Origin of the sequence: Streptomyces sp. NPDC085927 (assembly GCF_044540975.1) — a bacterium.
Classification (GTDB): Bacteria; Actinomycetota; Actinomycetes; order Streptomycetales; family Streptomycetaceae; genus Streptomyces; species Streptomyces hirsutus.
Genome location: NZ_JBITSN010000001.1, coordinates 880,468 through 901,094 on the forward strand (window position 1 = coordinate 880,468; position 20,627 = coordinate 901,094).

A 20,627-nucleotide genomic window follows, 5' to 3' on the forward strand; every position below is an offset into this window, starting at 1 on the left:
CCGGGTGGGGATCGAGGGGATCGGTGCGCTGAACAGTGAGGGAGCCGAGGCCCGGGCGTATGCCTCGGCGGTGGAGATCGCCTCCGCGGTGCGTACGGGGACGGTGTGGGCCGTCGATGTGGTCGCGGAGGCGTTGGAGCGGATCGGGCGGGCCGATCCGGTGCTGTGCGCGTTCACCGAGGTGTGGGCCGAGGAGGCACTGCGGCGGGCGGGTGAGGTGGACGCCCTGGTCGAGGCGGGTCCGCCGCGTCCGGTGCATCCGGTGCGTCCGTCCGGTCCGAGCGGGGGTGAAGGTCCCGGGGCCCGCGCGTGGCTGCCGCTGGCCGGGGTGCCGGTCGCCGTGAAGGGACGGCACGGGTTGCGGGCGGCGGTTCCGCTGCTCGCGGCCGGTGGTGTCGCGGTGGGCGCCACCGCGGTGCCCGGGCCCGGCACCGCATGGCAGACCTGGGGTCTCGGGGCACGTGGACGCACCGTCAATCCGTGGCGGGCCGACCGTACGCCGGGGGGTTCCTCGGCCGGGGCCGCGGTCGCGGTGGCGGCCGGTCTGGTGCCGCTGGCGACGGGCAGCGACGGGGCGGGATCGGTCCGCATCCCGGCGGCGTGGTGCGGGGTCGTCGGCCTCAAGGTCACCAACGGTCTGCTCCCGTCGCGCGACCGCACGGGTCTCGCGGCGCCCGGAATCCTCGCCCGCACGGCGGCCGACGCGGCGGCCTGGTGGCGGGCGGTGTCACCGCCGTCCACCGCCGTCGACGTGCCGCCGTCCACCACCGTCGACGCGCAGCCGTCCCTCCCGCGCACCGCTGTCTGGTCTCCCGACCTCGGCTTCGCCCGTCCCTGCCCGGAGCCCGTCGCGCTGGCCCGGGCAGCGGTCGACCGGCTCGTCGACGCCGGGGTCGTACGGCTCGTACGGCCGCCGGCGCCGCCGCTGCTCCTGGACCCGGCCTCGGCCTGGCTTGCCCTGCGCGATCCCGGCACGGACCCGGCGGGACTCGCCGACGCCCACCGTGTCCGGGCGGAGAACAGCCGGCGCCTGGCCCGCCTCTTCGCCGGCGCCGAGCTGCTGCTGACACCTACGGCGCCCACCGCGCCGCACGGCCACGAAGGACCGGGCGATGTCTACTCCACCGCACTCACCTGGGCGTTCAACGTGAGCGGGCACCCGGCGCTGAGTCTCCCGGCCGGGTTCGGCACCGACGGCTGCCCGGCCGGGCTCCAACTGGTGGCACCGCACGGACGGGAGGCACTGCTGCTCGCCGCGGCAGGGGCGGTGGAGAAGGGGGCCGCGGAGAAGCTGAGCGGCTGAAAGGGCCGAAGGACATCCTCGGAGCCGGGACCGTCGCCGGAATCCCTTGGACATTTACTTGCATGTGCATATGATGCACATGCCTGTAATTGGCGTACGCCGATCATCTGGGGGATGACCATGACACGCCGTTTCCTCTTCGTTCTGGGCAGCGCCCGACGCGACGGCAACTCCGCGCTGCTGGCCCGCCGGGCCGCCGAACAGCTGCCCGCGGGTACGGAGCAGCACTGGATCGACCTCACCGAGCATCCGCTGCCCGACTTCGAGGACCTCCGCCACGACAGCGACCACGTCCGCCCCACGGAGGGCAATGTCGCCCTGCTGCTCGACGCCACCGTCGCGGCGACGGACCTGGTGATCGTCTCGCCGCTCTACTGGTACTCGGTGTCCGCGCAGACCAAGCGCTACCTGGACCACTGGTCGGGCTGGCTGCGCACTCCCGGCCTGGACTTCAAGGCGACGATGGCGGGGCGCACGCTCTGGGGCGTCACGGCGCTCGCGGACGACGAGCCGGTGGTCGCCGACCCGCTGATCGGCACGCTCCACCACTCCGCCGCCTACCTGGGCATGCGCTTCGGCGGGGTACTGCTCGGCAACGGCAGCAAGCCGGGTGACGTACTGAAGGACACCGAGGCCCTCGCCCGCGCGAAGACGTTCTTCGCGCCGGACGCCCCCGCCCCGCTCGCCCGCTTCCCCTGCGGGGCCGGGTCTACGCGGTGATGTCCTTCGTGGTGAACCTCGCCCACGCCGCCGAGCCGAACACGGCCGCGTACAGGGCCTGGAGGCCGAGGTTCTTCGTCAGGTCGTCCCAGTAGACCGGTTCGCGCATCAGGTCGGCGAAGGAGAGCCAGTAGTGGGAGAAGAAGTACGGGTGGAGGGCGTCGAGCTGCGGGATCTGGTCGAGGATCTGGACGGTGATCAGTAGTCCCACCGTCGTCGCCATCGCCGCGATGCCGCTGCTGGTCAGCGTGGACACGAACAGGCCGAGCGCCGCCACCCCGATCAGTGACGCGGCGACGACCAGGGCGATCAGCAGGGCTCTGCCCAGTCCCTCCGCGAAGCCGATCCGGGTGCCGGAGATGGTCGTGAGGTCGCCGAGCGGGAACAGGAGTGCCCCCACGGCCAGGGCGGAGAGGGCCACCACGAGAGTGGCGGCCAGGCAGAAGACGAGGACGGTGGCGTATTTGGTGAGCAGCAGCCGGGTACGGCCGGCGGGGGCGACGAGGAGGTAGCGGAGGGTGCCGGCGTTCGCCTCGCCGGCGAGGGAGTCGCCCGCGACCACACCGATCGCCATGGGCAGGAAGAACGGCAGCGTGGCCGCCAGCGCGGTGAAGACCAGGAACAGGCCGTTGTTGGTGATCTGCGAGATGAAGGCCGGTCCCGCGCCGCCCCCTCCCCCGCCGCCGTCCGCGGAACCGTCACCGGTCTCGATCTTCACGGCGATCCCGACCAGGACCGGCACGGCGGCCAGGACTCCGAGCAGGGCGAGGGTGCGCCAGCGCCGGAAGGTGGTCAGCAGTTCGCTGCGGAACAGACCGAAGGCCCCGAGGGCGCGCACGGTCCGCGTCCCCGGCCGGTCCGGTGCCCCCGGCGCTCCCCGTGGTTCCGGTCCCGCTGTCCCCTCCGGCTCCCGGACGGTCTCAGCCCGCGACATCGAAGCCCTCCCCGGTCAGCGCCACGAACGCGTCCTCCAGCGAGGCCCGTTCGACCCCGAAGCCGCGCACCCGGACGCCGCCCGTCACCAGCGCGGCGTTCACCTCGGCGAGGTCGCGCTCGGGCACCTCGCCGGTCACCCGGTCGTCGGTGACCACGACATCGCCGATCCCCTGCTCCTTCAGCACCCGCGCCGCGTCCGCCGGGTCCGGTGTGGTCACCACCAGCCGGCCGCGGCTGCCCGCGGCCAGGTCGGCGACGGGTCCCTGGGTGAGCAACCGCCCGCGCGCCATCACGGCGGCATGCGTGCACACCTGCTCGATCTCGTCGAGCAGGTGCGAGGAGAGGAAGACGGTCGTGCCGTCCGACGCCAACTCCCGTACCAGGGCGCGGATCTCCCGCATGCCCTGCGGGTCGAGTCCGTTGGTCGGCTCGTCCAGGACGAGCAGTCGGCGGGGCTGGAGCAGGGCCGCCCCCAGCCCGAGGCGCTGCTTCATGCCGAGGGAGTACGCCTTCGCCTTCTTGCCCGCGGCGGCCGTGAGGCCCACCCGGTCCAGGGCGGCGGCGACGCGAGCGTGCCGGGTGCGCGGATCGGCGGTCGGGTCGGCGGCGTCGTAGCGCAGGAGGTTGTCGCGGCCGGAGAGGAAGCCGTACAGGGCGGGGCCCTCGATGAGGGCCCCCACCTGCGGGAGCACGGCGCGCGCGAAGCGCGGCATGGGCCGGCCCAGGACGTGCGCCGTGCCCGAGGTGGGCTCGATCAGGCCCATCAGCATGCGGATGGTGGTGGTCTTGCCGGAGCCGTTGGGACCGAGGAAGCCGAAGACGCTGCCCGTCGGGACGGTCAGATCGAGACCGTCGACGGCGAGCTGTCCGCCGCGGTAGCGCTTGGTGAGCGCACGGGTGACGATGACGCCGTCACCCGTGCTCTGCGTGGCGGACGCCTCGCCCATCGGCTCCCTCGTTCCCTGTCGTGCTGTTCCCCGGCGCCGTTCCCCGGGTTACTTCCCTTCGTTGGCCGCCTTCACCAGCGCGTCCTGGGTGACGGCGCCCACGTAGACCTTGCCGTCCTCGGTGAACAGGGCGTTGACCAGGCGGGTGCTGAACACGGTGCCCGTGCCGAACTCGCCCTTCACCTGGTCGCCGAGCGAGCCGAGGAAGCCGTCGAGGTCACCGCCTCCGGAGCCGGTCGGCAGACCGCCCTCGCCGCCGGTGTCGAAGGTGGCGACGGAGTTCCAGCCCTCGCCGAGCACCTTCAGCCCGTCGAGTCCCTTGGCCAGGTCCTCCTCGGACTTCGGGGCGCGCTCCGGCTTCCCGTGCTCCCTGCCCTTCTCACCGCTGCCCTTCTCACCGCTGTCCAGCTCGCCCTCCTCGGTCACCTTGGCGCCCTTGGGCGGGGTGAAGTCGAAGGTCGACGCGGCCGGCCGGTCGAAGCTGACCTTGGTGAAGCCGACGTCCACGACGGCGGCACCGCCGCTCGCCGGGGTCAGCGTGAACTTCAGCGGCGTACCGGTCTTGTGGTCCACCGCGATGCTGATGGCGCCGACCGTGGAGCCGGACTGCTTGGGCTTGACGACCAGCTTGTACGCATCCCGGCCGGCCACCTGCGCGGTGCCGTCGACGGTGACGGAGGTGGTGTCGTCGACCGACTTCAGCGCCTCCTCGGCGAAGTCCTGGGGCGTGGCCGGGGGCTGGTGCTCCCTGTCCTCGTCCCCGGCGGACTCCTCGGTGGTGCTGTGGAAGACCTCGTTGGACTCGCTGTCGTAGCCCCAGACGTCCTTGCCGTTGTGGATCAGGCTGTACTCGGAGGCGTTCCCGAGCAGCGACACCTTCTGCCGGTCGGGGCCGTCGGCCGCGATGCGCAGGGTGTGCGTGCCGGAGGCCAGCTCGGTGAGCTTGGCCGTCGGGTCGGCGGAGGAACCGCCGTCCTCACCCTGGCCCATGGCGCCGGAGGTCAGGCTGCTCTCCAGGCCGCCGAGGTCCGGCAGCCCGAGGTCAGTGGTGATCTTCACGGTGCCGGAGAGCTGCTCGACATCCGACTGGGCGATCTTCTCGATCAGCTGCGCGGCGGTGATCTTCGGCAGGTCCGGGTCGCCGGAGTCGGCGAGCGCGGGGACGAGCCCGATGGTCGCGGCCGCCACTCCCATCACCGTGACCGGGACGACGTACCGCGCGGCCCTGCTCCGGCGTGCGCTCGGCTCGCCGGTCTCACGAGCAGTCGTCGTGTCGTCGGATTCGTACGGTGCCATGTGTGCCCTACCTCCGTGGTCGGCGGCGGCCTGCGTCTCGTGTCGCTCGCACCAGTCACACCCTGAGCCGCCATTCTCACCCGAATCGGTGAGGAGTGGTGATGTCCGTCGTGTTCCATCTGACCAAACCCGGCGGGCAGATGCGTCAGACCCCGGACGCAACTCCGTGTACTGCTGCGGTATGACACGGGGCGATGTTCTGTCCCCCGACCAGTAGGGGTCGGAGGAACTGCCGTAAGGGCCGGCGACGACCGGAGCGGGGCAGTGCGGACCGCTGCGGGCCGGTGTGGGGCACTCTGCGAGCCGGTGCGGGCCGCACCGGGGCCGGAACCGAAGCGGCGGACAGGGACGGCAGGCGGGTCAGCCGGCCCGGTGCACCACCGCGTCGCACAGCTCGACCAGGGCCGTCTTCGACTCGCACTCCGGCAACGGAGCCAGTGCCGAGCGCGCCTCCTGCGCATAGCGCACGGTGTCCCGGCGGGCCTGCTCCAGCGCGGGGTGGGCGCGCAGCAGCCGCAGTGCTTCGGCGTGCCGGGCGTCGTCGCTGAGGTCGGAGCCGAGCAGCTCGCACAGGGCGATGTCCTCGGCCAGCCCCAGCCGGGCCGCCCGCTCGCGCAGCCGCAGCACGGGCAGCGTCGGGATGCCCTCACGCAGGTCGGTGCCCGGGGTCTTGCCGGACTCGTGGGAGTCGGAGGCGATGTCCAGGACGTCGTCGGCGAGCTGGAAGGCCACCCCGAGCCGCTCGCCGTACTGGGTCAGCACGTCCACGACCGTGTCGTCCGCACCGGACATCATGGCGCCGAAGCGGCAGGAGACGGCGACCAGCGAACCGGTCTTGCCGCCGAGGACGTCCAGGTAGTGATCGACCGGGTCCCGGCCGTCCTGCGGCCCCGCGGTCTCCAGGATCTGGCCGGTGACCAGCCGCTCGAACGCCTCGGCCTGCACCCGTACGGCCTCCGGTCCGAGGTCGGCCAGGATGTGTGAAGCGCGCGCGAACAGGAAGTCGCCGGTGAGGACCGCGACGGAGTTGCCCCAGCGGGTGTTGGCACTGGGCACCCCGCGCCGTACGGCGGCGTCGTCCATCACGTCGTCGTGGTACAGCGTGGCCAGGTGGGTCAGCTCCACGACCACGGCGGACGGCACGATGCCGGGAGCGTAGGGGTCGCCGAACTGGGCGGCGAGCATCACGAGCAGTGGCCGGAACCGCTTGCCACCGGCCCGCACCAGGTGCTGGGCGGCCTCGGTGATGAAGGGGACCTCACTCTTCGTGGCCTCGAGCAGCCCTTCCTCGACAGCCGTCATACCGGCCTGGACATCGGCCTCCAGAGCCTGGTCCCGCACGCTCAGCCCGAACGGCCCGACGACGGTCACGAGGGGTCTCCTGTCTGCTGGTGTCCACTGGCGCTTAGACGTCTTGCACAGTTTGTCGATAGGTCGCTGACATCACTCGAGTCAGCGTATCCGGTCATGTTTCGATCACCGCCAGCACCCACATTCCCCGGACTCACCTGCACACGCGTACACGGCGTCTCACGGCACCCTCCGATATCGGATCACCATCAGACCTTTTCTGATCAGTTGGTAACAAAGGATATTCCTCGCCTTTCGGGCATGACGATCCGCCCCGGGGTTCACCCTCGGGACGCACCCTCAGGGCGCCTCCGAAGCACGATCCGGCACGCGATCCGGCACGCAGACCATCCTGCCCGCCCGGGCGCGCGATTTGTCGTAATTACCAAGTAAATCCCTTTTGGTGGCACATGTGAACGCGCGGTGCGGCCAGTGAAGTGAGTCACGCACCCCCCGGCGCGCCCACCCCTCACGCCCACCGGCGATTTCCCTTGCCCCGAAAGCGAGTTGACCCTTGGCGTCCGCAAAGGGGCAAGTGCCGCAAACGCCTCGATGCAAGATCAAACAGCATGATCCGTGACGGTCGCACTTGTTCCCGACAAGTGCACTCGCATACGTTCCCGGCCTGTCGGGCGGACGCCGAATCCTGCCACCGCCCGCGCCACCCATCGATGAACTCACGCACGGCAGGAGCGGGGGACCCAGGTAAGCCGCCGGACCGGTTCGCACCCGGAACGGCTCGGGGTGAAGCCATGCCCGCAGGGGCACGGCCGGGCACTCTCCCGCCCGAACCCGACAGCTCACCTCGCAGGCGTAGGAGAGGAACACAGACATGACCGCATCCGGTTCGCCCCGCCGCTTCGGCCGCTCCCGCCTCGTCCGCTCCTTCGCCGTGGCCGGCGTCGCGGCGGTCGCCCTCCCGCTGTTCGGCGCCACCGCCGCCTCCGCCGCGCCCGCCACACCCGCCGCTGCCGCGACGTCCGCCGCCGGCACCGTGACCGCGTACCCGGACAACCTCGACGGCTGGATCCGCGAGTCGCTGTCCGTCATGGCGCAGCACGGCATCCCCGGCAGCTACGACTCCATCCACCGCAACATCCTGCGCGAGTCGTCCGGCAACCCGCAGGCCGTCAACCTGTGGGACTCCAACGCCATGGCCGGCACCCCGTCGAAGGGCCTGCTGCAGGTCATCGACCCGACCTTCCGGGCGTACCACGTGCCCGGCACGGCCTTCGACCCGTTCGACCCGGTCGCGAACATCACGGCGGCCTGCAACTACGCGGCGGACCGCTACGGCTCCATCGACAACGTCTTCGGCGCCTACTGAGACGCCCGGGCCCCTCGGGACACCGGGACACCGGAACGCCGGCGGCACCGGCCACACCGGCGGTACCGGGGCCTACCGGGGCACCCTCCCGGACCTGGGGCGGGGCAGTACGTGTTGGGGCACGTACGACTCCGCTCCGCCGAACAACCGCTCGAGGACGACGGCCACCCCGTCGTCCTCGTTCGACGTGGTGACCTCGTCGGCCACCGCCTTGAGCTCGGGGTGGGCGTTGGCCATGGCGACCCCGTGGGCCGCCCAGTCGAACATCGGGATGTCATTGGGCATGTCGCCGAAGGCGACGGTCCGCCCGGGCTCCAGCCCCAGGTGCTCGGCGGCCAGCGCGAGACCGGTCGCCTTGGTCACACCGCACGGCTGGAGCTCCACGGTGCCCGGACCCGACATGGTGACCGTGGCCAGCGAGCCGACCGCCGAACGGGCCGTCGCCGCCAACTCGTCGTCGGTCAGGTGGGGATGGCGCAGCAGTACCTTGCTGATCGGCCGGGCCCACAGGTCGTCCCGCCGTTCGACCCGCACGGCGGGCAGCGTCGGGTGCGGCATCAGATAGCCCGGCTCGATCAGGGTGAGTCCGTCCACCCCGTCCTGGTCGACCGCGGCGTACAGCTCCCCGACCTCGGCCTCGATCTTGCCGAGCGCGGCCTCCGCCAGTTCCCGGTCCAGGGTGACCGACCACAGCAGCCGGTCCGTGCCGGCCTCGTACACCTGCGCGCCCTGTCCGCACACCGCGAGCCCGGTGGCCCCCAGATCGTTCAGGAGCGGCCGCACCCTGGGCGCCGGGCGCCCCGTCACCACGAGGTGCCGGGCACCGGCCCGCGCCGCCAGCGCCAGCGCGGCGAGGGAGCGGTCGGAGAGGGTGTCGTCGCCGCGCAGCAGCGTCCCGTCCAGGTCGGTGGCGATGAGCGAGCAATCGGTGGGTGCGGCCATGATCAGAGAATACGGATACCGGGTCCGCCCGACTCACCACGCCCGGCCCCGCCCCACCCGCCCGACCCCGCCCCACCCGTCCCGCCCCGCCCGTCTCACTGCGTCCGTCTCGCCCCGTCCCACCCAGCCCGGCTCTCCCCGCCTCGCCCGCTCCGCCTCGCCGGTTCCGCCTGGCCCGCTCCGCCCGAGGTGCCGCGCCCGGGGCACCATCCGCGGCCTCTGCACCACTTGGCAACAACATGCTCCGCTACCTACCGCCCTCGTGCTCTTGGGCGGTACCTTCCAAGTGTCCAGGGGGGACTTGATCGGGGGGTCAGGTGAGCAGTGGACGCACGCGTGTGCTGAGGCTCGAGGAGCTCGGCGAGGGGGAACGGGAACGGTGGCGTGAGCTGCGTGCCGCGACGGAGGCACCGCGCAGCCCTTTCATGGAACCGGAGTTCGCCACCGCCGTGTCCAGGGTGCGCCCGCAGGCCCGGGTCGCGGTGCTGTACGAGGGGGCGTCCGCCGAGCCGGCCGGATTCCTGCCGTACGAGCGGGGCGCGCTGGGGCAGGGCCGGGCGATCGGGCTCGGCGTCTCGGACTGCCAGGGCGCCGTCCTGCGTCCGGGTCTGGCGCTGGAGACCGGTGAACTGCTGCGTGCCTGCTCGGTGTCGAGCTTCGCCTTCGACAACCTGGAGGCGGACCAGACCCTGTTCGTCCCGCACGCGGCCGAGGAGCACGCCACCTTCGTCATCGACGTGGAGAAGGGGTACGAGACCTACGAGTCCGTACTGCGCGGCCAGTCGCCGAAGTTCCTGAAGACCACCCTGGCCAAGGAGCGCCGGCTGGATCGCCAGGCCGGACCGGTGCGGTTCGTGTTCGACGAACGCGATCCGGCCGTGCTCCGCACGCTCATCGGATGGAAGTCGGCGCAGTACCGCAGGACCGGGCGCCGCGACCGGTTCGCGCAGGAGTGGATCACCCGGCTCGTGGGCCGCCTGGCCGGGACCCGGGCTCCGGAGTGCACGGGCACGCTGTCCGTCCTGTACGCCGGGGACCGTCCCGTCGCGGCCCACTTCGGCCTGCGCTCGGCCTCGGTACTGGCCTGCTGGTTCCCGGCGTACGACCCGGAGTTCGCGAAGTTCTCGCCGGGGCTCGTACTGCATCTGCGGATGGCCGAGGCGGCGGCCGGCGAGGGCATCGGCCTGCTCGACATGGGACGCGGCCCGGCCGAGTACAAGGACGCGCTGAAGACGGGTGAACGCGCCGTCTACGAAGGGGAGGCGACGCGTCCGGGCCTGGGCGCCACGCTTCAGTTGCTGCGCCGAGAGCCCGCCCGCCGCGCGCACGGCTTCGTCGTCGCCCGGCCGCGTCTCGCCTCGCTGGCGTCGCGGACCTTGAGGGGGGCGGCCCGGCTGCGCCGGCCGTGAGTGGTCCCGGCCGCGAGGGCCACTGCGGACGGCAACGGCCGCTCGTGGCAACCGTTCAGCCATTCAACCGTTCGTGAGGAGGGGAGGGCTCATGTCCCGCACAGCACGTACGCAGGAGGAGATACGGCGGTTCCTGGACATCGGTGCGGTTCAGGTCGCCGAACTGGACCTGAGCGGTGAGGAAGCCGCCCTGAGACCCGGTCCGGGGAGCCCGCCGGTGACGCACGGCGAGGTGTTCCTGCTGGTCAGGAGAGACGGCCTGCCGGTGGGCACGCTGCTGGGGAGGGTCCCGGAGGGCGACGATCCGGCGAAGGTCCTGACAGCGCTCGCCCGGCAGGAGCAGGGGCAGGGGCAGGGGCAGGGACAGGAGAAGGGGGAGGCGCAAGGACAGGGGCGAGGACAAGGGCACGACACGGCGGAGGCGGCCATGGAGACCACCGGGCCGCCACCACCCTTCACCTCGGTCGTCGTGGCCACCCGGGAGCGGGCCGGACAGCTCGCCCGCGCCCTCGACTCGCTCCTCACCCAGGACCATCCGCACTTCGAGATCGTCGTCGTCGACAACGCGCCCGTGACGGACGGGACACGCGACCTGGTGCACCGGAAGTACGGGGAGCGCGTGCGGTACGTGCACGAGCCGGTCCCCGGACTCGCGACCGCGCACAACACCGGGCTCGCCCACGCCCTGGGCGAGGTGATCGCGTTCACCGACGACGACGTCGTCGCCGACGCCCGCTGGCTCACCGAGCTGACCGCGCCCTTCGCCGCCGACCCGGAACTCGGCTGTGCCACCGGCCTGATCCTGCCCGCCCGGCTGCGCACCCCCGCCCAGGTCCTGCTGGAGAGCCACGGCGGCTTCGCGAAGGGGTTCACGCCGACGACGTACGACCCGCGGAACCCGCCCCGCGACGAACCGCTGTTCCCCTTCACCGCGGGCCGGTTCGGCTCCGGGGCGAACATGGCGTTCCGTACGGAGGTGCTGCGCGCGGTCGGCGGTTTCGACCCGGCCACCGGTGCCGGGACGCCCGCCCGGGGCGGCGACGACCTGTACGGGTTCGTCCGGGTCCTCGCCCAGGGGCACAGGCTCCACTACACGCCCCGGGCGCTGGTGTGGCACCACCACCGGGAGACCTGGGCCGATCTGGAGACCCAGGCGTTCGGCTACGGCGCCGGCCTCACCGCCTACCTCACGGCGATCCTGGTCAACCGGCCCGCGCTGCTGCCCGCGTTCCTCGCCCGGCTGCCCCGCGGCCTGTCCCACGCCCGCGGCCTCACCGCCGTACGGGAGACCGGGGACGCCGGGGGCGCCGGGGGCGGCTCAGCCGCTCCGGGCAACCACGACACCCGCACCACCCATCCCTGGCCGCGCCGCCTCTCACGGCTGCAGCGCAGGGGGATGCTGTACGGCCCGCTCGGCTATCTGCGGGCCCGGCGGGCGGCGGGCGGTACGACGGGGAAGTCGCCTTCCGGCGGGCGGGCGGCCGGGGGTGCGCGATGACGGCGTCGTCCTCGCAGGATCCGGCGGTGCGAAGAACCCGGGACGCATCGGGTGACAAGGGCGGCGGGGAGGCCGCGGAGCGTCCGGCCGTCCCGGTGTTCCTCTACCACGCCGTGATGGACGACCCGCCCGACTGGATCGCCGAGTTCACCGTCACGCCGAGGGAGTTCGCGGCGCATCTCGACGCCCTCGAGGACAGCGGCCGCACCCCCGTCACCATCAGCACCCTCGCCGCCCATCTCGCCGGGCGGGCGCCCCTTCCGCCCCGGCCGGTGCTCCTCACCTTCGACGACGGCTTCGCCGACCTGCCCGGTCCCACCGCCGACCTCCTGGCCCGGCGCTCCCTGCCGGCCACCGCGTACCTCACCACAGGCGCCATCACGCCGGGCGGCCGCAGCCTGCTTCCGCCGGCGCCGATGATGACCCTGGACCGTGTGGCGGAGCTGGAACGTTCCGGCATGGAGATCGGCAGCCATACGGTCAGCCACGCCCAGCTGGACACGCTGACCGGGAAACAACTGCGTGCCGAACTGTCCGACTCCAAAGCCGTGCTGGAGGACGCCCTCGGCCATCCGGTCCCCCATCTCGCCTACCCGCACGGTTACAACAGTCCCCGGGTGAGGGCCATGGCGTCCCGTGCCGGGTACGAGACGGCGACCGCGGTGCGGCACGCGCTCAGCTCGGAGCGGGACGAGCGCTACCGCATCGCCCGGCTCATCGTCCGCCGCAGCCACACCGTCGCCGACGTCACGGCCTGGCTGGCGGGCGACGGCGCCCGCGTCGCCCCCTACCGCGACGGCCCGAAGACGATCGCCTGGCGCTGGTACCGGCGCACCCGGGCAGCAATCCGTGGACCGGAGTTCGCCGGCTGACTCACGGGCCGGTTCGCGGGTTGCATCACGGGCCGGTTCGCGGGCTGATCCGGCAGGTCGGACGGATCGAGTGGGCAAACGGGCGGGCGGTCGCGGTCGCCCGCCCGGTCACTTCACCGGCTGGTTCAGATGCGGGTCGGCCGCCACCTTGCGCAGGCTCTCCCACGCCGCCTCGTCGGCCACGGCCAGGTTGCAGTGCGGACCGGGGTCGCGGTGGTTCCACTGGAGCGCGGCCTTGACGCCCTCCAGGCCTTTCAGCACGGGCGGCACCTGGGCGTACCACTCGGCCTGCCGCTCCGGCCGGGTGGAGTCGGCCGCGCTGCCGAACTCGGAGAGCATCAGCGGCTTGTCGGCGGAGATGTTCTCGCGTATCCACTCGTGCGTGGCCGTCTGGGTCTGCTCGAAGGTCAGCCACTCCGTCTTGTGGCAGCGGTAGTAGTTGTACTGGTTGTAGCCGATCCAGTCGACGTACTCGTCCCCCGGGTACATGCCCTTGAACAGGTCTCCGTGGTTCAGGTAGCCGGTGATGATCCAGGTCCACACCACGTTGTCCACGCCGAGTTCCCGGAACCGGTCGTGGATGTGCCGGTACGCCCGCACGTACTGGGCCGGGGTGCCGTTGGCCGGGGTGCGCGTGTCCATTTCGAGGTCGAAGGAGAGGAAGACCTTCTTCCCCGTGCGCTGCCCGTACTCCTTGATGCGCCGCGCCTGGACGTCGATCACGGTCGTGTCCAGGTCACCGGCGGCTATCTCCGACCACCTCGGCTGCTGCCCCTTCGTGCCGCCCCACCACTTGCTCTCCCAGGACAACAGCAACATGCGGTCCTCACCGACCCGTTGCTCCTCCGGGTTCAGCAACTGCCCTTCCCTTCGGGTTCCTTCGGGCAGGGACATGTCGTGGTACGTGTAGACGATGTCGAGCTTGCGGCCCACCTTCTCCTCGTAGGCCTCCACCTTCTCCTCCAGGCTGGCCCGTTCGTGCGGCACGAAGGCTCCGAACCAGGCGCCGCAGGGCGGTTCGAGCAGCTCCGTGGGCCGGCACTCCTCGTCCGTCCCGGAGGTCTCCGAGGTGTTCCGCAGCGCGAGTACGGCGACCAGCACCGCGCAGACGACCGCGGCCGAGGTGATCAGCGCCCGCCGGCGGCTCGCGACCACCGGCCCGGCCTTCGGCCTGCGGTGCTGGCCGGTTCCTGTGCTGCCGACGCCTGTACTGCCGGCGCCTGTGCCTGTGCCACCGGTCCCTGTGCGGGATTCGGGGCCGGCAGGAGGGTCGGGGGCCGGGCCGGTGGTCGAGCGGCCGGTGGCCGGGCCGGTTCCTGGTCGAACACCGCGCAGGGCGGCGGTGATACGGCGAAGAGGGCGAGCGAACCTCACAGGACGGAACCCTTCCGTGTCCTCGACGGCGGGGAGGCACGCAGCCGCGGGCAGAACGCGGCGAGCGTGGTCAGCAGGGTCAGGGCCAGCAGGACCCGCTGGGCGTTGAAGGTGTGCGTGGCGATCAGCACCGTCGCGACGATCATCACCGCGGCGATGCTGACGAGAACGGCCAGCATCATCCGCTCCAGCAGGTCGGAGTGGCGGGCGAAGGCGGGGTCGCGCCGTTCGACGGGGCCCCGTGCGGACCGTACGCGCAGCGCGGGACCGCAGAGGCCGACCAGCGCCGTGCCCGGCCCCGCCGCCAGGAAGACGACGACGGCCGCCCCGCGCAGCGGTGAACCGCCGGGCAGGGCGAGTGCGGCGAGCGCCAGCCAGCCGGCGAACGGCGGGAGCATCCGGATCACGAGATCCTGCGGTGTCATCGCTCCCCTCCCCCTTCCGTCCCCTCCACGGCCTCTGTCCCCTCTGTTCCCGCTGCTTCCTCGGGCTGTCTCAGTTCGTAGACCGCCCCCGCGCTGTTCTCCGCCACCAGCCGGAACCGCGGGGACGCGGCGACGGACTCCAGGACGCTGTTCACCTGGGCACCGGTGAGCTGCCCGTTCATTTCGGAGTTCGCCAGTTGGCCCTGGGTGAAGAGGAAGTAGGCCCGGCTCGGGCGGTCCACTCCCGCCATGTCGGTGGCGAGGGTGCCGGCCGGGTCCCGGACGATCTCGTCGACGTGGCTCCGGTCGTCCTCGAGGAACCAGTAGTGGTCGATGCTTCCGTACGAGGCATAGGCGAGCGGGTAGTTGCGGTTGGCGGCGACGACCAGTGAGCCCTCGGGGGCCTCGTCGAAGAGCTGCCCCACCAGGGCCACCTCCTGCGGCGGGAAGTAGTTGATCCGGTCCTTGCCCGAGTAGCTCGGGACGAACGCCGCGGTCCCGGCGAGCAGCACGAGCAGCGGGCCCCAGACCCGGACACCGAAGCCGGTGCGGAACCGGGCGCCGATGCCGCGGCGCGCGGACGGCTCGGCCTCCCGGCGGGCTCCGGTCTCCGCCGCCGCCTCCGCGGCGGCGAGGGTGCGCACCTTGGGCAGCAGTACGGCGGCGGCGAAGAAGGCCACGCCGGGCAGCATGAACATCAGGACCCGGAAGATCATCTCGCTGCCGTAGCTGCTCGCCACGAACATCGGCAGCGGGGCCGCCGTGATCACCAGCAGCGGCATCGCGCGGTACCGCAGTACGGGCTGCCGCCAGACCCCGGCCACCGCCAGCAGCAGAACGGAGCCCGAGAGCAGCCTGGCCGCCCACGAGGTCGCGATCGCGCCGGCGCCGGTCGGGGTGGCGCCGTACCCCCTCTCGACGTTGCCGCCGATGTCGCCCACGGCGCGGATCATGTCCGGCAGCGCGGCGGACAGGAAGGGCAGCGCGGCCGTCGCGCACCAGGCCAGGAAGATGACGACCGTGGTGGCCACCGGCACCCAGTCCCGGTGGCGGCGGAGCAGGACCAGCGCGAGCAGCGACACGACCAGCATGGCCGGGGTGAGCTGGTGCGAGATGACGATCGCCATCACCAGCACGGTGAGCACGACCGTCCAGACCGCCTGCCCCCGCCGCCCGCTGCCCCCGCCCGCGCCGGAACGGCCGTACCGGCGCAGCACCACGGCCAGCACTCCGAGGTGCAGGGCGAAGGCGACGGACTGCGGGGAGAAGTAGTCCTGGCCCACCCAGTTGGCGACGAAGAAGAGCCAGACCCCGGTCCAGACCAGCCGTCGGTCCTCGGTGAAGGTGCGGTAGATCAGCAGCAGCGGGAACAGCAGCAGCAGGCTGGACGCCAGCGGCCACCACGCCATGTACATCGCAGCCGAGTCCACGCCCAGCAGCCGCACCAGCGCCGCCTGCGCGGCGAAGAAGCCCGGCCACTGGTCGTAGACCGCCATGTCACCGATCTGGTCGGCGGTCTGGAGCCCGCCGGCGGTCAGCAGGTGGTCGATGACACCGTCGTGCTTCCACGCCCAGGCGTACAGCGGGGTCGGGTAGAGCACGGCCTGCGTGGCCCGCTCCATCACCAGCAGACCGAGCACGTACGCCGCCGGCCAGCCGCCGGGCCGGCGACGGTCCCGGACCGTGAACCAGAAGCCGGTGGTGAGGACGGCGAGGCCGGCCCAGAAGCTCGGGTGGAGCGCGGTGACCAGGCCGTAGTCGTCGAGCCGCGACACATCGGTGTGCCGTACCGCGTACAGCCACAGTGCGAGCGCCGCGAGCAGCGGCAGGGCGGGCCGGAGCGCGAGGGCGCGCCGCGCGGACCAGAGGGGCGGCAGGTCGGAAAGATCCGTCACGGATTCATGGGCCGGGGTCGACGACTCCGAGGAGGGGTGGGTCCGCGACTCGGTCCGCGAAGGCGGTTCCACGGGGGTGTCCCCAGAGGTGTCCGCAGGGGTGACGGGCGCCGGTGTGCTCTCCGGTGCGGGCTCGGACGAGGATCTCTCGCGTGGAGTGGCTGGCGGACGCACGGTGGTTCCCCCCTGGCGGTTCGGCTACGAAAGCTTGATTCGTTCGCTGGTTCAGCCGTTCGGTTGTCTGTGGTCGGGCAGCCCCGACGCCGGTACGCCACGGCGGAGCGGCGGAAGCCGGAGAAGGAGCAGCAGCAGAAGCAGTGCGGCGAGCAGCGGCGGTGACACGGGGGCGAGCGCGTCCCGCCACACCCAGCCGGCCACGGCGACGAGGTACAGCGCCCCCCAGCGCCCCGGCCAGGACAGCCGGTCGCCGCCCACCCGCTCGAACAGCAGCCACAGTGCGACGAGGCACAGCAACTGGCACGCCTGCGGTGCCCAGCGCAGCAGCGGCTCCGGCCCGTCGGTCCCCACCGCGTCCGCGAGGAATTCGGCGGTCCGGACGTACCACGCCCCGCCCACCGGCGAGGGTTCCCGGCCGAGCGCGACCGGTGCGGCGTACAGGGCGAGCAGGGCCGACCCCAGCGCGGTGCCGGGGAGCCAGGGGTCGGGCGCCGTGCACAGCGTCACCGCGGCGACGAAGACCAGGAGCAGCACTCCGCCCGCCGCGAGCGCCACGAGCGGCAGCCCTTCCAGCAACTGCCGCCCCGTCAGTTCGCCCCGTTCCTCCGGCGACGGCCCGCCGAGCCGGTGCAGCGGGCGTGTCGACGCCCAGAAAGCGACGGTGGCGAGTCCGAGCAGCCCCCAGAGGATGTCCCGCAGCCGCCGGTCGGACCCGTGGCCGACCGGCGACAAGGGGGCCCGGCCGGCCGTGCTCGCGGACGCTTCGGCGGCACCCGCGCCGTCCCGGCCCTCGTCCTCTTCTCCCCGTCCGCCCTGCTCATCGCGCTCATCGCGCTCGTGCGGAGTCTCGTCCCGGACCGGTGCGTGCGCGTTCCGTGGAGTGCGCCCCGCGTGATCGCCGGCCTCCTGGTCGCCCCCGGCCTCGCGCTCGTGCGCTTCGGCGCCCGGGTGCTCCCCGGGCCCGGCGCCCGCACCGGCGCTCGCCCCGGCGCCCGCGTCCGTGACCGGCTCCGAGCCCCCGTCCGGGCCCACAGCCGGCCCGGGGTCCACGTGCGGCTCGGGGTCCACGTGCGGCTCGGGGTCCACGTGCGGCTCGGGGTCCGCGTCCGTGGGGCGGGGCCGGACGATGAACGCCATCGTGTCCGCCTGGAGGGCCTCCCGTTCGTAACCGGGGCGGCCGATGAACAGGGTGACGGTGTCCGCGTCTTCCTGTTCCCGGCCCCTGCCCTCGTACGCGGCCCGGCGGGCCCAGCCCGTGCCGTACCCGGCGGTGGCGTTCAGCCGCGCCCAGCGCGTGCCGTACGCGGGACCGGCGGAGGCGCCCCCCGTCCGTCCCGTCCCGCTCGTCGTACGCGTCGTACCGTCCTTGCCCCCGGCCCCGCCCGCCCGGTCGACGAGCCCACCGCGACCGTCGCGCGTATCGCGCAGCGCCGAGCGCAGGCCGAACACCGAGACGACGGCGACCACCGTCATGCCGATCAGCACCGCCCACCCGGCGCCCGCGATGCCCGCGGGGGTGAACAGCACGGTCGCGCTGCCCAGGACCAGTACGCACATGGCCCCTTGGAGCACGGCGAGCACACCGGTGCGCCCCTGTACCCGCAGCACCCCGATGTACAGCTCCACGACCACCCGGGGCAGCGCCCCGAGTGCGAGCAGCCGCAGCACCATCGAGCCGTGCTCGGCGTAGTCCGCGCTGAACGGCGTGAGGATCAGCGGCGCGAAGACCACCAGGACCAGCACGACCGGCGCCAGCAGCAACGTCATCCGGCGCAGCGCCCCCCGGACCCCGTCCGCGAGCCGGCGCGGGTCGTGCGAGGCGTGGGCGGTGAGCGACGCGGCCATGTTGATGGCCATGAACTCCATGGTGCCGCCGACGGTGTACGCCACGTAGAAGTAGCCGTTCTCGGCGGCGCTGAAGCGGACCGCGACCATCACCGGCAGGAGGTTGATCATCGCCAGGCTGAACAGCGCGCCGAGCGAGTCACCGGCGAGGAAACGGCCCATGTCACGGATCCTGGGCGGTTCCCGGTCGCGGTCGGCGGCGGCCTGGCGCGGGATGAGCCGGCGGAAGATCAGCCAGCCGAGCGGGAGCGTGGAGAACGCGATCGCGACGGCCCAGGACACGAAGATGCCCAGCACGGGCAGCGCGCTCGCGAAGACGGCCAGCAGGACCAGCTTCCCGGTGGAGAAGACGGCGTTCCCGACGGGCACCCACGCGGTCCTGCGCAGACCCGTGAGCACCCCGTCCTGCAGGGTGAGCAGCGCCCAGGCCACACACGCCGCGACGAACAGCGCACCCGCCAGCGGGGTGCCGAGGGGCTCGTACGACGCACCCCACAGGTCGAGCGTGAGCAGGAAGACACCCGCGGCCAGTGCGACGACCAGTGAACTCGCCCCGTACACGCCCCACACCAGGCGCCCGGTCTCGCGCCCGGCGCGCGGCACGAAGCGGACCACGGCGCCGATCATCGTGGTCGCGGTGATGCTGGCGAGCAGCCGCATCGCGGCGATGGCCGCGGAGCCCTGGCCGACCGCGTCCTCGGAGTAGTAGCGCGCGGCCACCAGCCAGAAGCCCAGCCCGAGGACGGCGGACACGCCGGTGCTGAGCATCAGGAAGTAGGCGTTCTTGAACAGTGAGTCGGAGCTGTCGGAGCCGGGTGTGTCGTCGGCAGGTCCGGGCCCGCCGCCGCCTGTGCGCACCGCGGCGGGCTCGTGCACCTGGATCTCAGCCACGAGGCGGCCCCAGTCCTCTCGCCGCGGCCCCCTTCGGCGGCTCCGGTGGCTGCGCCGCCGATGCCTCCGGCGGCTCCGATCCTTCCGGTGACTCCGGTGGATCCGGTGGCTCGGCCGGCTGCGTCCCGGACCGCTCCAGCGCCTCCGCCGCCTCACGCGCCCGCAACGGGTCCACCGGCAGCGCGTGCCGTGCGAACCAGCGGGCGTTCCCGGGGGCGGGCGACGGGTCCGTGAACGCTGCTCCCGCGTAGTCGTCCAGGGGCGGGTCGTAGAGGTAGCCGACCACGATGCGGCGCCGGGCCAGTGCCGCGATCGCCGCGTCCCGGTCCGCCACCAGCAAGGGCACCCGGAACAGCGGTTGCACCGTGCCGTCCGCCGGCGGCCGGGCCCAGGGCGTCGACAGCAGCAGCTCCGTGCCCTCCCGTGAGGCCCGTAAGACGTCGTCCAGCCGCCCGAGACTGCGGTGGACGCGGCGCAACCGTACGGGGCCGGGCTCCAGCCGGTAGTCGTGCATGTCGACCCGCACCCAGGGGTCGTGCGCGCCCAGGTCCGGCGCGGAGCGCACGGCGCCGGCCAGCGCGTCCGGACGCAGCGGCATCCGGATCCCCTCGCGCTCCGTCAGTCCCAGCAGCCCCATCGTGGCCCAGGCGGCCCGGCGCAGCCCCAGCCGCCGCACGGTGGCCTCGGCGTACGGCCGTACCGCGTAGGTGAGTTCGGACGCCATGCTGCGCGGGGCGAGCAGGTCGGCGCAGGCCTCCCGCACCGCCGTGCTCCGGTCCGGGTCGGCCAGCGCGAGGATGCCCCCCGTCTGGGCGCCGGCATGCTTGGAAAGACTGAAAACGGAGGCGTCGCCCCAGGTCCCGACCGGCCGCCCGCCGACCTCGCTGCCGATGGCGTGTGCCCCGTCCTCGAACAACGGGATGCCCAGCGCATCGCAACGGGCCCGCAGTTCGGGTGCCGGGTCCGGGTTGCCGTACAGGTTCGTGGTCAGTACGGCGGACAGCGATCCCCACGTCTCGTCCGGCACCGCGTCGATGTCGATGGACGCGTCGAACGGGTTGAGCGGCGCCTGCACCGGGCGCAGGCCCGCCGCGAGCACCACGAAGAAGATGACGTCGTCGTTGACCGGCGACATCAGCACCCTGCCGCCCGGCGGGCACCAGTGGCGCAACGCCACGAACAGCCCCAACCTGCACGACGGCACATACACACATTCCCGGCCGAGCCGGTCGCGCATGGCATCTTCCAGCCTCTTCGGCTGCATGCCGGAACGCGCCGATCCCGGACCGGCCTCCCCAATGGCCATCCGTCCCCCTGTTGTGCCATCGGAACGCCCCCTCCCCGAGGCCTTCCAGCACCCGCCCAGAGTCGCCCCGTTCGCACCGCTCCGTCAAGATTGCGTCTCCGCCCCGTGGACAAC

Annotated in this window: 16 protein-coding genes and 1 riboswitch; of the genes, 6 read left to right on the forward strand and 10 right to left on the reverse strand. The window is 72.6% G+C overall.

What is annotated here, in order from left to right:
* Positions 1-10: 10 nt before the first annotated feature.
* Both ACIF80_RS04070 and ACIF80_RS04075 read left to right on the forward strand, forming a co-directional pair.
* Entirely contained in the window at positions 11-1,303 is a 1,293-nt protein-coding gene (locus ACIF80_RS04070; RefSeq protein ID WP_399799441.1) for an amidase family protein, read from the forward strand.
* A 120-nt stretch (positions 1,304-1,423) separates the two neighbouring features.
* The gene (locus ACIF80_RS04075) at positions 1,424-2,023 is read left to right on the forward strand and encodes a flavodoxin family protein (protein ID WP_399799444.1); all 600 of its coding nucleotides are present in this window, start codon (positions 1,424-1,426) and stop codon (positions 2,021-2,023) included.
* Here the strand turns inward: ACIF80_RS04075 and ACIF80_RS04080 are convergent.
* The 4 genes from ACIF80_RS04080 to ACIF80_RS04095 form a co-directional block, all read right to left on the reverse strand.
* Positions 2,013-2,957 (reverse strand): ABC transporter permease, encoded by a 945-nt coding sequence (locus ACIF80_RS04080; RefSeq protein ID WP_399798995.1) that lies wholly within the window; start codon positions 2,955-2,957, stop codon positions 2,013-2,015. The two genes, ACIF80_RS04075 and ACIF80_RS04080, sit on opposite strands and share 11 nt — an antisense overlap.
* Positions 2,944-3,906, reverse strand: a complete 963-nt coding sequence (locus ACIF80_RS04085; RefSeq protein ID WP_399798998.1) for an ATP-binding cassette domain-containing protein — start codon at positions 3,904-3,906, stop codon at positions 2,944-2,946. The genes ACIF80_RS04080 and ACIF80_RS04085 overlap by 14 nt, the downstream gene beginning before the upstream one ends.
* 48 nt (positions 3,907-3,954) lie before the next feature.
* Positions 3,955-5,202 (reverse strand): outer membrane lipoprotein carrier protein LolA, encoded by a 1,248-nt coding sequence (locus ACIF80_RS04090; RefSeq protein WP_399799000.1) that lies wholly within the window; start codon positions 5,200-5,202, stop codon positions 3,955-3,957.
* A gap of 360 nt (positions 5,203-5,562) precedes the next feature.
* Positions 5,563-6,573, reverse strand: coding sequence for a polyprenyl synthetase family protein (locus tag ACIF80_RS04095; RefSeq protein WP_399799002.1), 1,011 nt, complete (start codon positions 6,571-6,573; stop codon positions 5,563-5,565).
* Between the two features lie 638 nt (positions 6,574-7,211).
* Positions 7,212-7,379, forward strand: a riboswitch (cyclic di-AMP (ydaO/yuaA leader).
* Between the two features lie 5 nt (positions 7,380-7,384).
* Between ACIF80_RS04095 and ACIF80_RS04100 the strand changes: the two genes are divergently transcribed.
* Complete coding sequence (locus ACIF80_RS04100) at positions 7,385-7,879, forward strand: transglycosylase SLT domain-containing protein (protein ID WP_399799005.1); 495 nt, start codon at positions 7,385-7,387, stop codon at positions 7,877-7,879.
* Between the two features lie 72 nt (positions 7,880-7,951).
* On the opposite strand, the gene ACIF80_RS04105 is transcribed toward ACIF80_RS04100, so the two are convergent.
* A complete protein-coding gene (locus ACIF80_RS04105) occupies positions 7,952-8,821 on the reverse strand; it encodes an HAD family hydrolase (protein ID WP_399799007.1) in 870 nt (289 codons plus the stop codon).
* Between the two features lie 317 nt (positions 8,822-9,138).
* On the opposite strand from ACIF80_RS04105, the gene ACIF80_RS04110 reads away from it, so the two are divergent.
* The 3 genes from ACIF80_RS04110 (at position 9,139) to ACIF80_RS04120 (ending at position 12,600) form a co-directional block, all read left to right on the forward strand.
* Positions 9,139-10,230 carry a GNAT family N-acetyltransferase gene (locus tag ACIF80_RS04110; protein WP_399799009.1) on the forward strand — a complete coding sequence of 364 codons (1,092 nt, stop codon included), beginning with the start codon at positions 9,139-9,141 and terminating at the stop codon, positions 10,228-10,230.
* A gap of 91 nt (positions 10,231-10,321) precedes the next feature.
* On the forward strand, positions 10,322-11,728 hold the full coding sequence (locus ACIF80_RS04115; RefSeq protein ID WP_399799012.1) for a glycosyltransferase: 1,407 nt from the start codon (positions 10,322-10,324) through the stop codon (positions 11,726-11,728).
* Between the two features lie 116 nt (positions 11,729-11,844).
* Positions 11,845-12,600 (forward strand): polysaccharide deacetylase family protein, encoded by a 756-nt coding sequence (locus ACIF80_RS04120; RefSeq protein WP_399799446.1) that lies wholly within the window; start codon positions 11,845-11,847, stop codon positions 12,598-12,600.
* Between the two features lie 108 nt (positions 12,601-12,708).
* On the opposite strand, the gene ACIF80_RS04125 is transcribed toward ACIF80_RS04120, so the two are convergent.
* From ACIF80_RS04125 to ACIF80_RS04145, 5 genes are all read right to left on the reverse strand, one after another.
* Entirely contained in the window at positions 12,709-13,755 is a 1,047-nt protein-coding gene (locus ACIF80_RS04125) for a glycoside hydrolase family 26 protein (protein ID WP_399799014.1), read from the reverse strand.
* Between the two features lie 215 nt (positions 13,756-13,970).
* Positions 13,971-14,399 (reverse strand): hypothetical protein, encoded by a 429-nt coding sequence (locus tag ACIF80_RS04130; RefSeq protein ID WP_399799017.1) that lies wholly within the window; start codon positions 14,397-14,399, stop codon positions 13,971-13,973.
* A complete protein-coding gene (locus tag ACIF80_RS04135; RefSeq protein WP_399799019.1) occupies positions 14,396-16,294 on the reverse strand; it encodes a glycosyltransferase in 1,899 nt (632 codons plus the stop codon). The genes ACIF80_RS04130 and ACIF80_RS04135 overlap by 4 nt, the downstream gene beginning before the upstream one ends.
* Positions 16,295-16,519: 225 nt before the next feature.
* Complete coding sequence (locus ACIF80_RS04140) at positions 16,520-19,207, reverse strand: lipopolysaccharide biosynthesis protein (protein ID WP_399799022.1); 2,688 nt, start codon at positions 19,205-19,207, stop codon at positions 16,520-16,522.
* On the reverse strand, positions 19,200-20,444 hold the full coding sequence (locus ACIF80_RS04145) for a DegT/DnrJ/EryC1/StrS family aminotransferase (protein WP_399799448.1): 1,245 nt from the start codon (positions 20,442-20,444) through the stop codon (positions 19,200-19,202). The genes ACIF80_RS04140 and ACIF80_RS04145 overlap by 8 nt, the downstream gene beginning before the upstream one ends.
* Between the last annotated feature and the right edge of the window lie 183 nt (positions 20,445-20,627).

Excerpts from the sequence above, each read along its gene's own strand:
- ACIF80_RS04120 (WP_399799446.1), top strand. The coding sequence starts at position 11,845 with ATGGACGACCCGCCCGACTGGATCGCCGAGTTCACCGTCACGCCGAGG.
- ACIF80_RS04130 (WP_399799017.1), bottom strand. The coding sequence starts at position 14,399 with ATGACACCGCAGGATCTCGTGATCCGGATGCTCCCGCCGTTCGCCGGC.
- ACIF80_RS04090 (WP_399799000.1), bottom strand. The coding sequence starts at position 5,202 with ATGGCACCGTACGAATCCGACGACACGACGACTGCTCGTGAGACCGGC.
- ACIF80_RS04145 (WP_399799448.1), bottom strand. The coding sequence starts at position 20,444 with ATGCGCGACCGGCTCGGCCGGGAATGTGTGTATGTGCCGTCGTGCAGG.
- ACIF80_RS04085 (WP_399798998.1), bottom strand. The coding sequence starts at position 3,906 with ATGGGCGAGGCGTCCGCCACGCAGAGCACGGGTGACGGCGTCATCGTC.
- ACIF80_RS04115 (WP_399799012.1), top strand. The coding sequence starts at position 10,322 with ATGTCCCGCACAGCACGTACGCAGGAGGAGATACGGCGGTTCCTGGAC.
- ACIF80_RS04075 (WP_399799444.1), top strand. The coding sequence starts at position 1,424 with ATGACACGCCGTTTCCTCTTCGTTCTGGGCAGCGCCCGACGCGACGGC.
- ACIF80_RS04080 (WP_399798995.1), bottom strand. The coding sequence starts at position 2,957 with ATGTCGCGGGCTGAGACCGTCCGGGAGCCGGAGGGGACAGCGGGACCG.
- ACIF80_RS04100 (WP_399799005.1), top strand. The coding sequence starts at position 7,385 with ATGACCGCATCCGGTTCGCCCCGCCGCTTCGGCCGCTCCCGCCTCGTC.
- ACIF80_RS04105 (WP_399799007.1), bottom strand. The coding sequence starts at position 8,821 with ATGGCCGCACCCACCGATTGCTCGCTCATCGCCACCGACCTGGACGGG.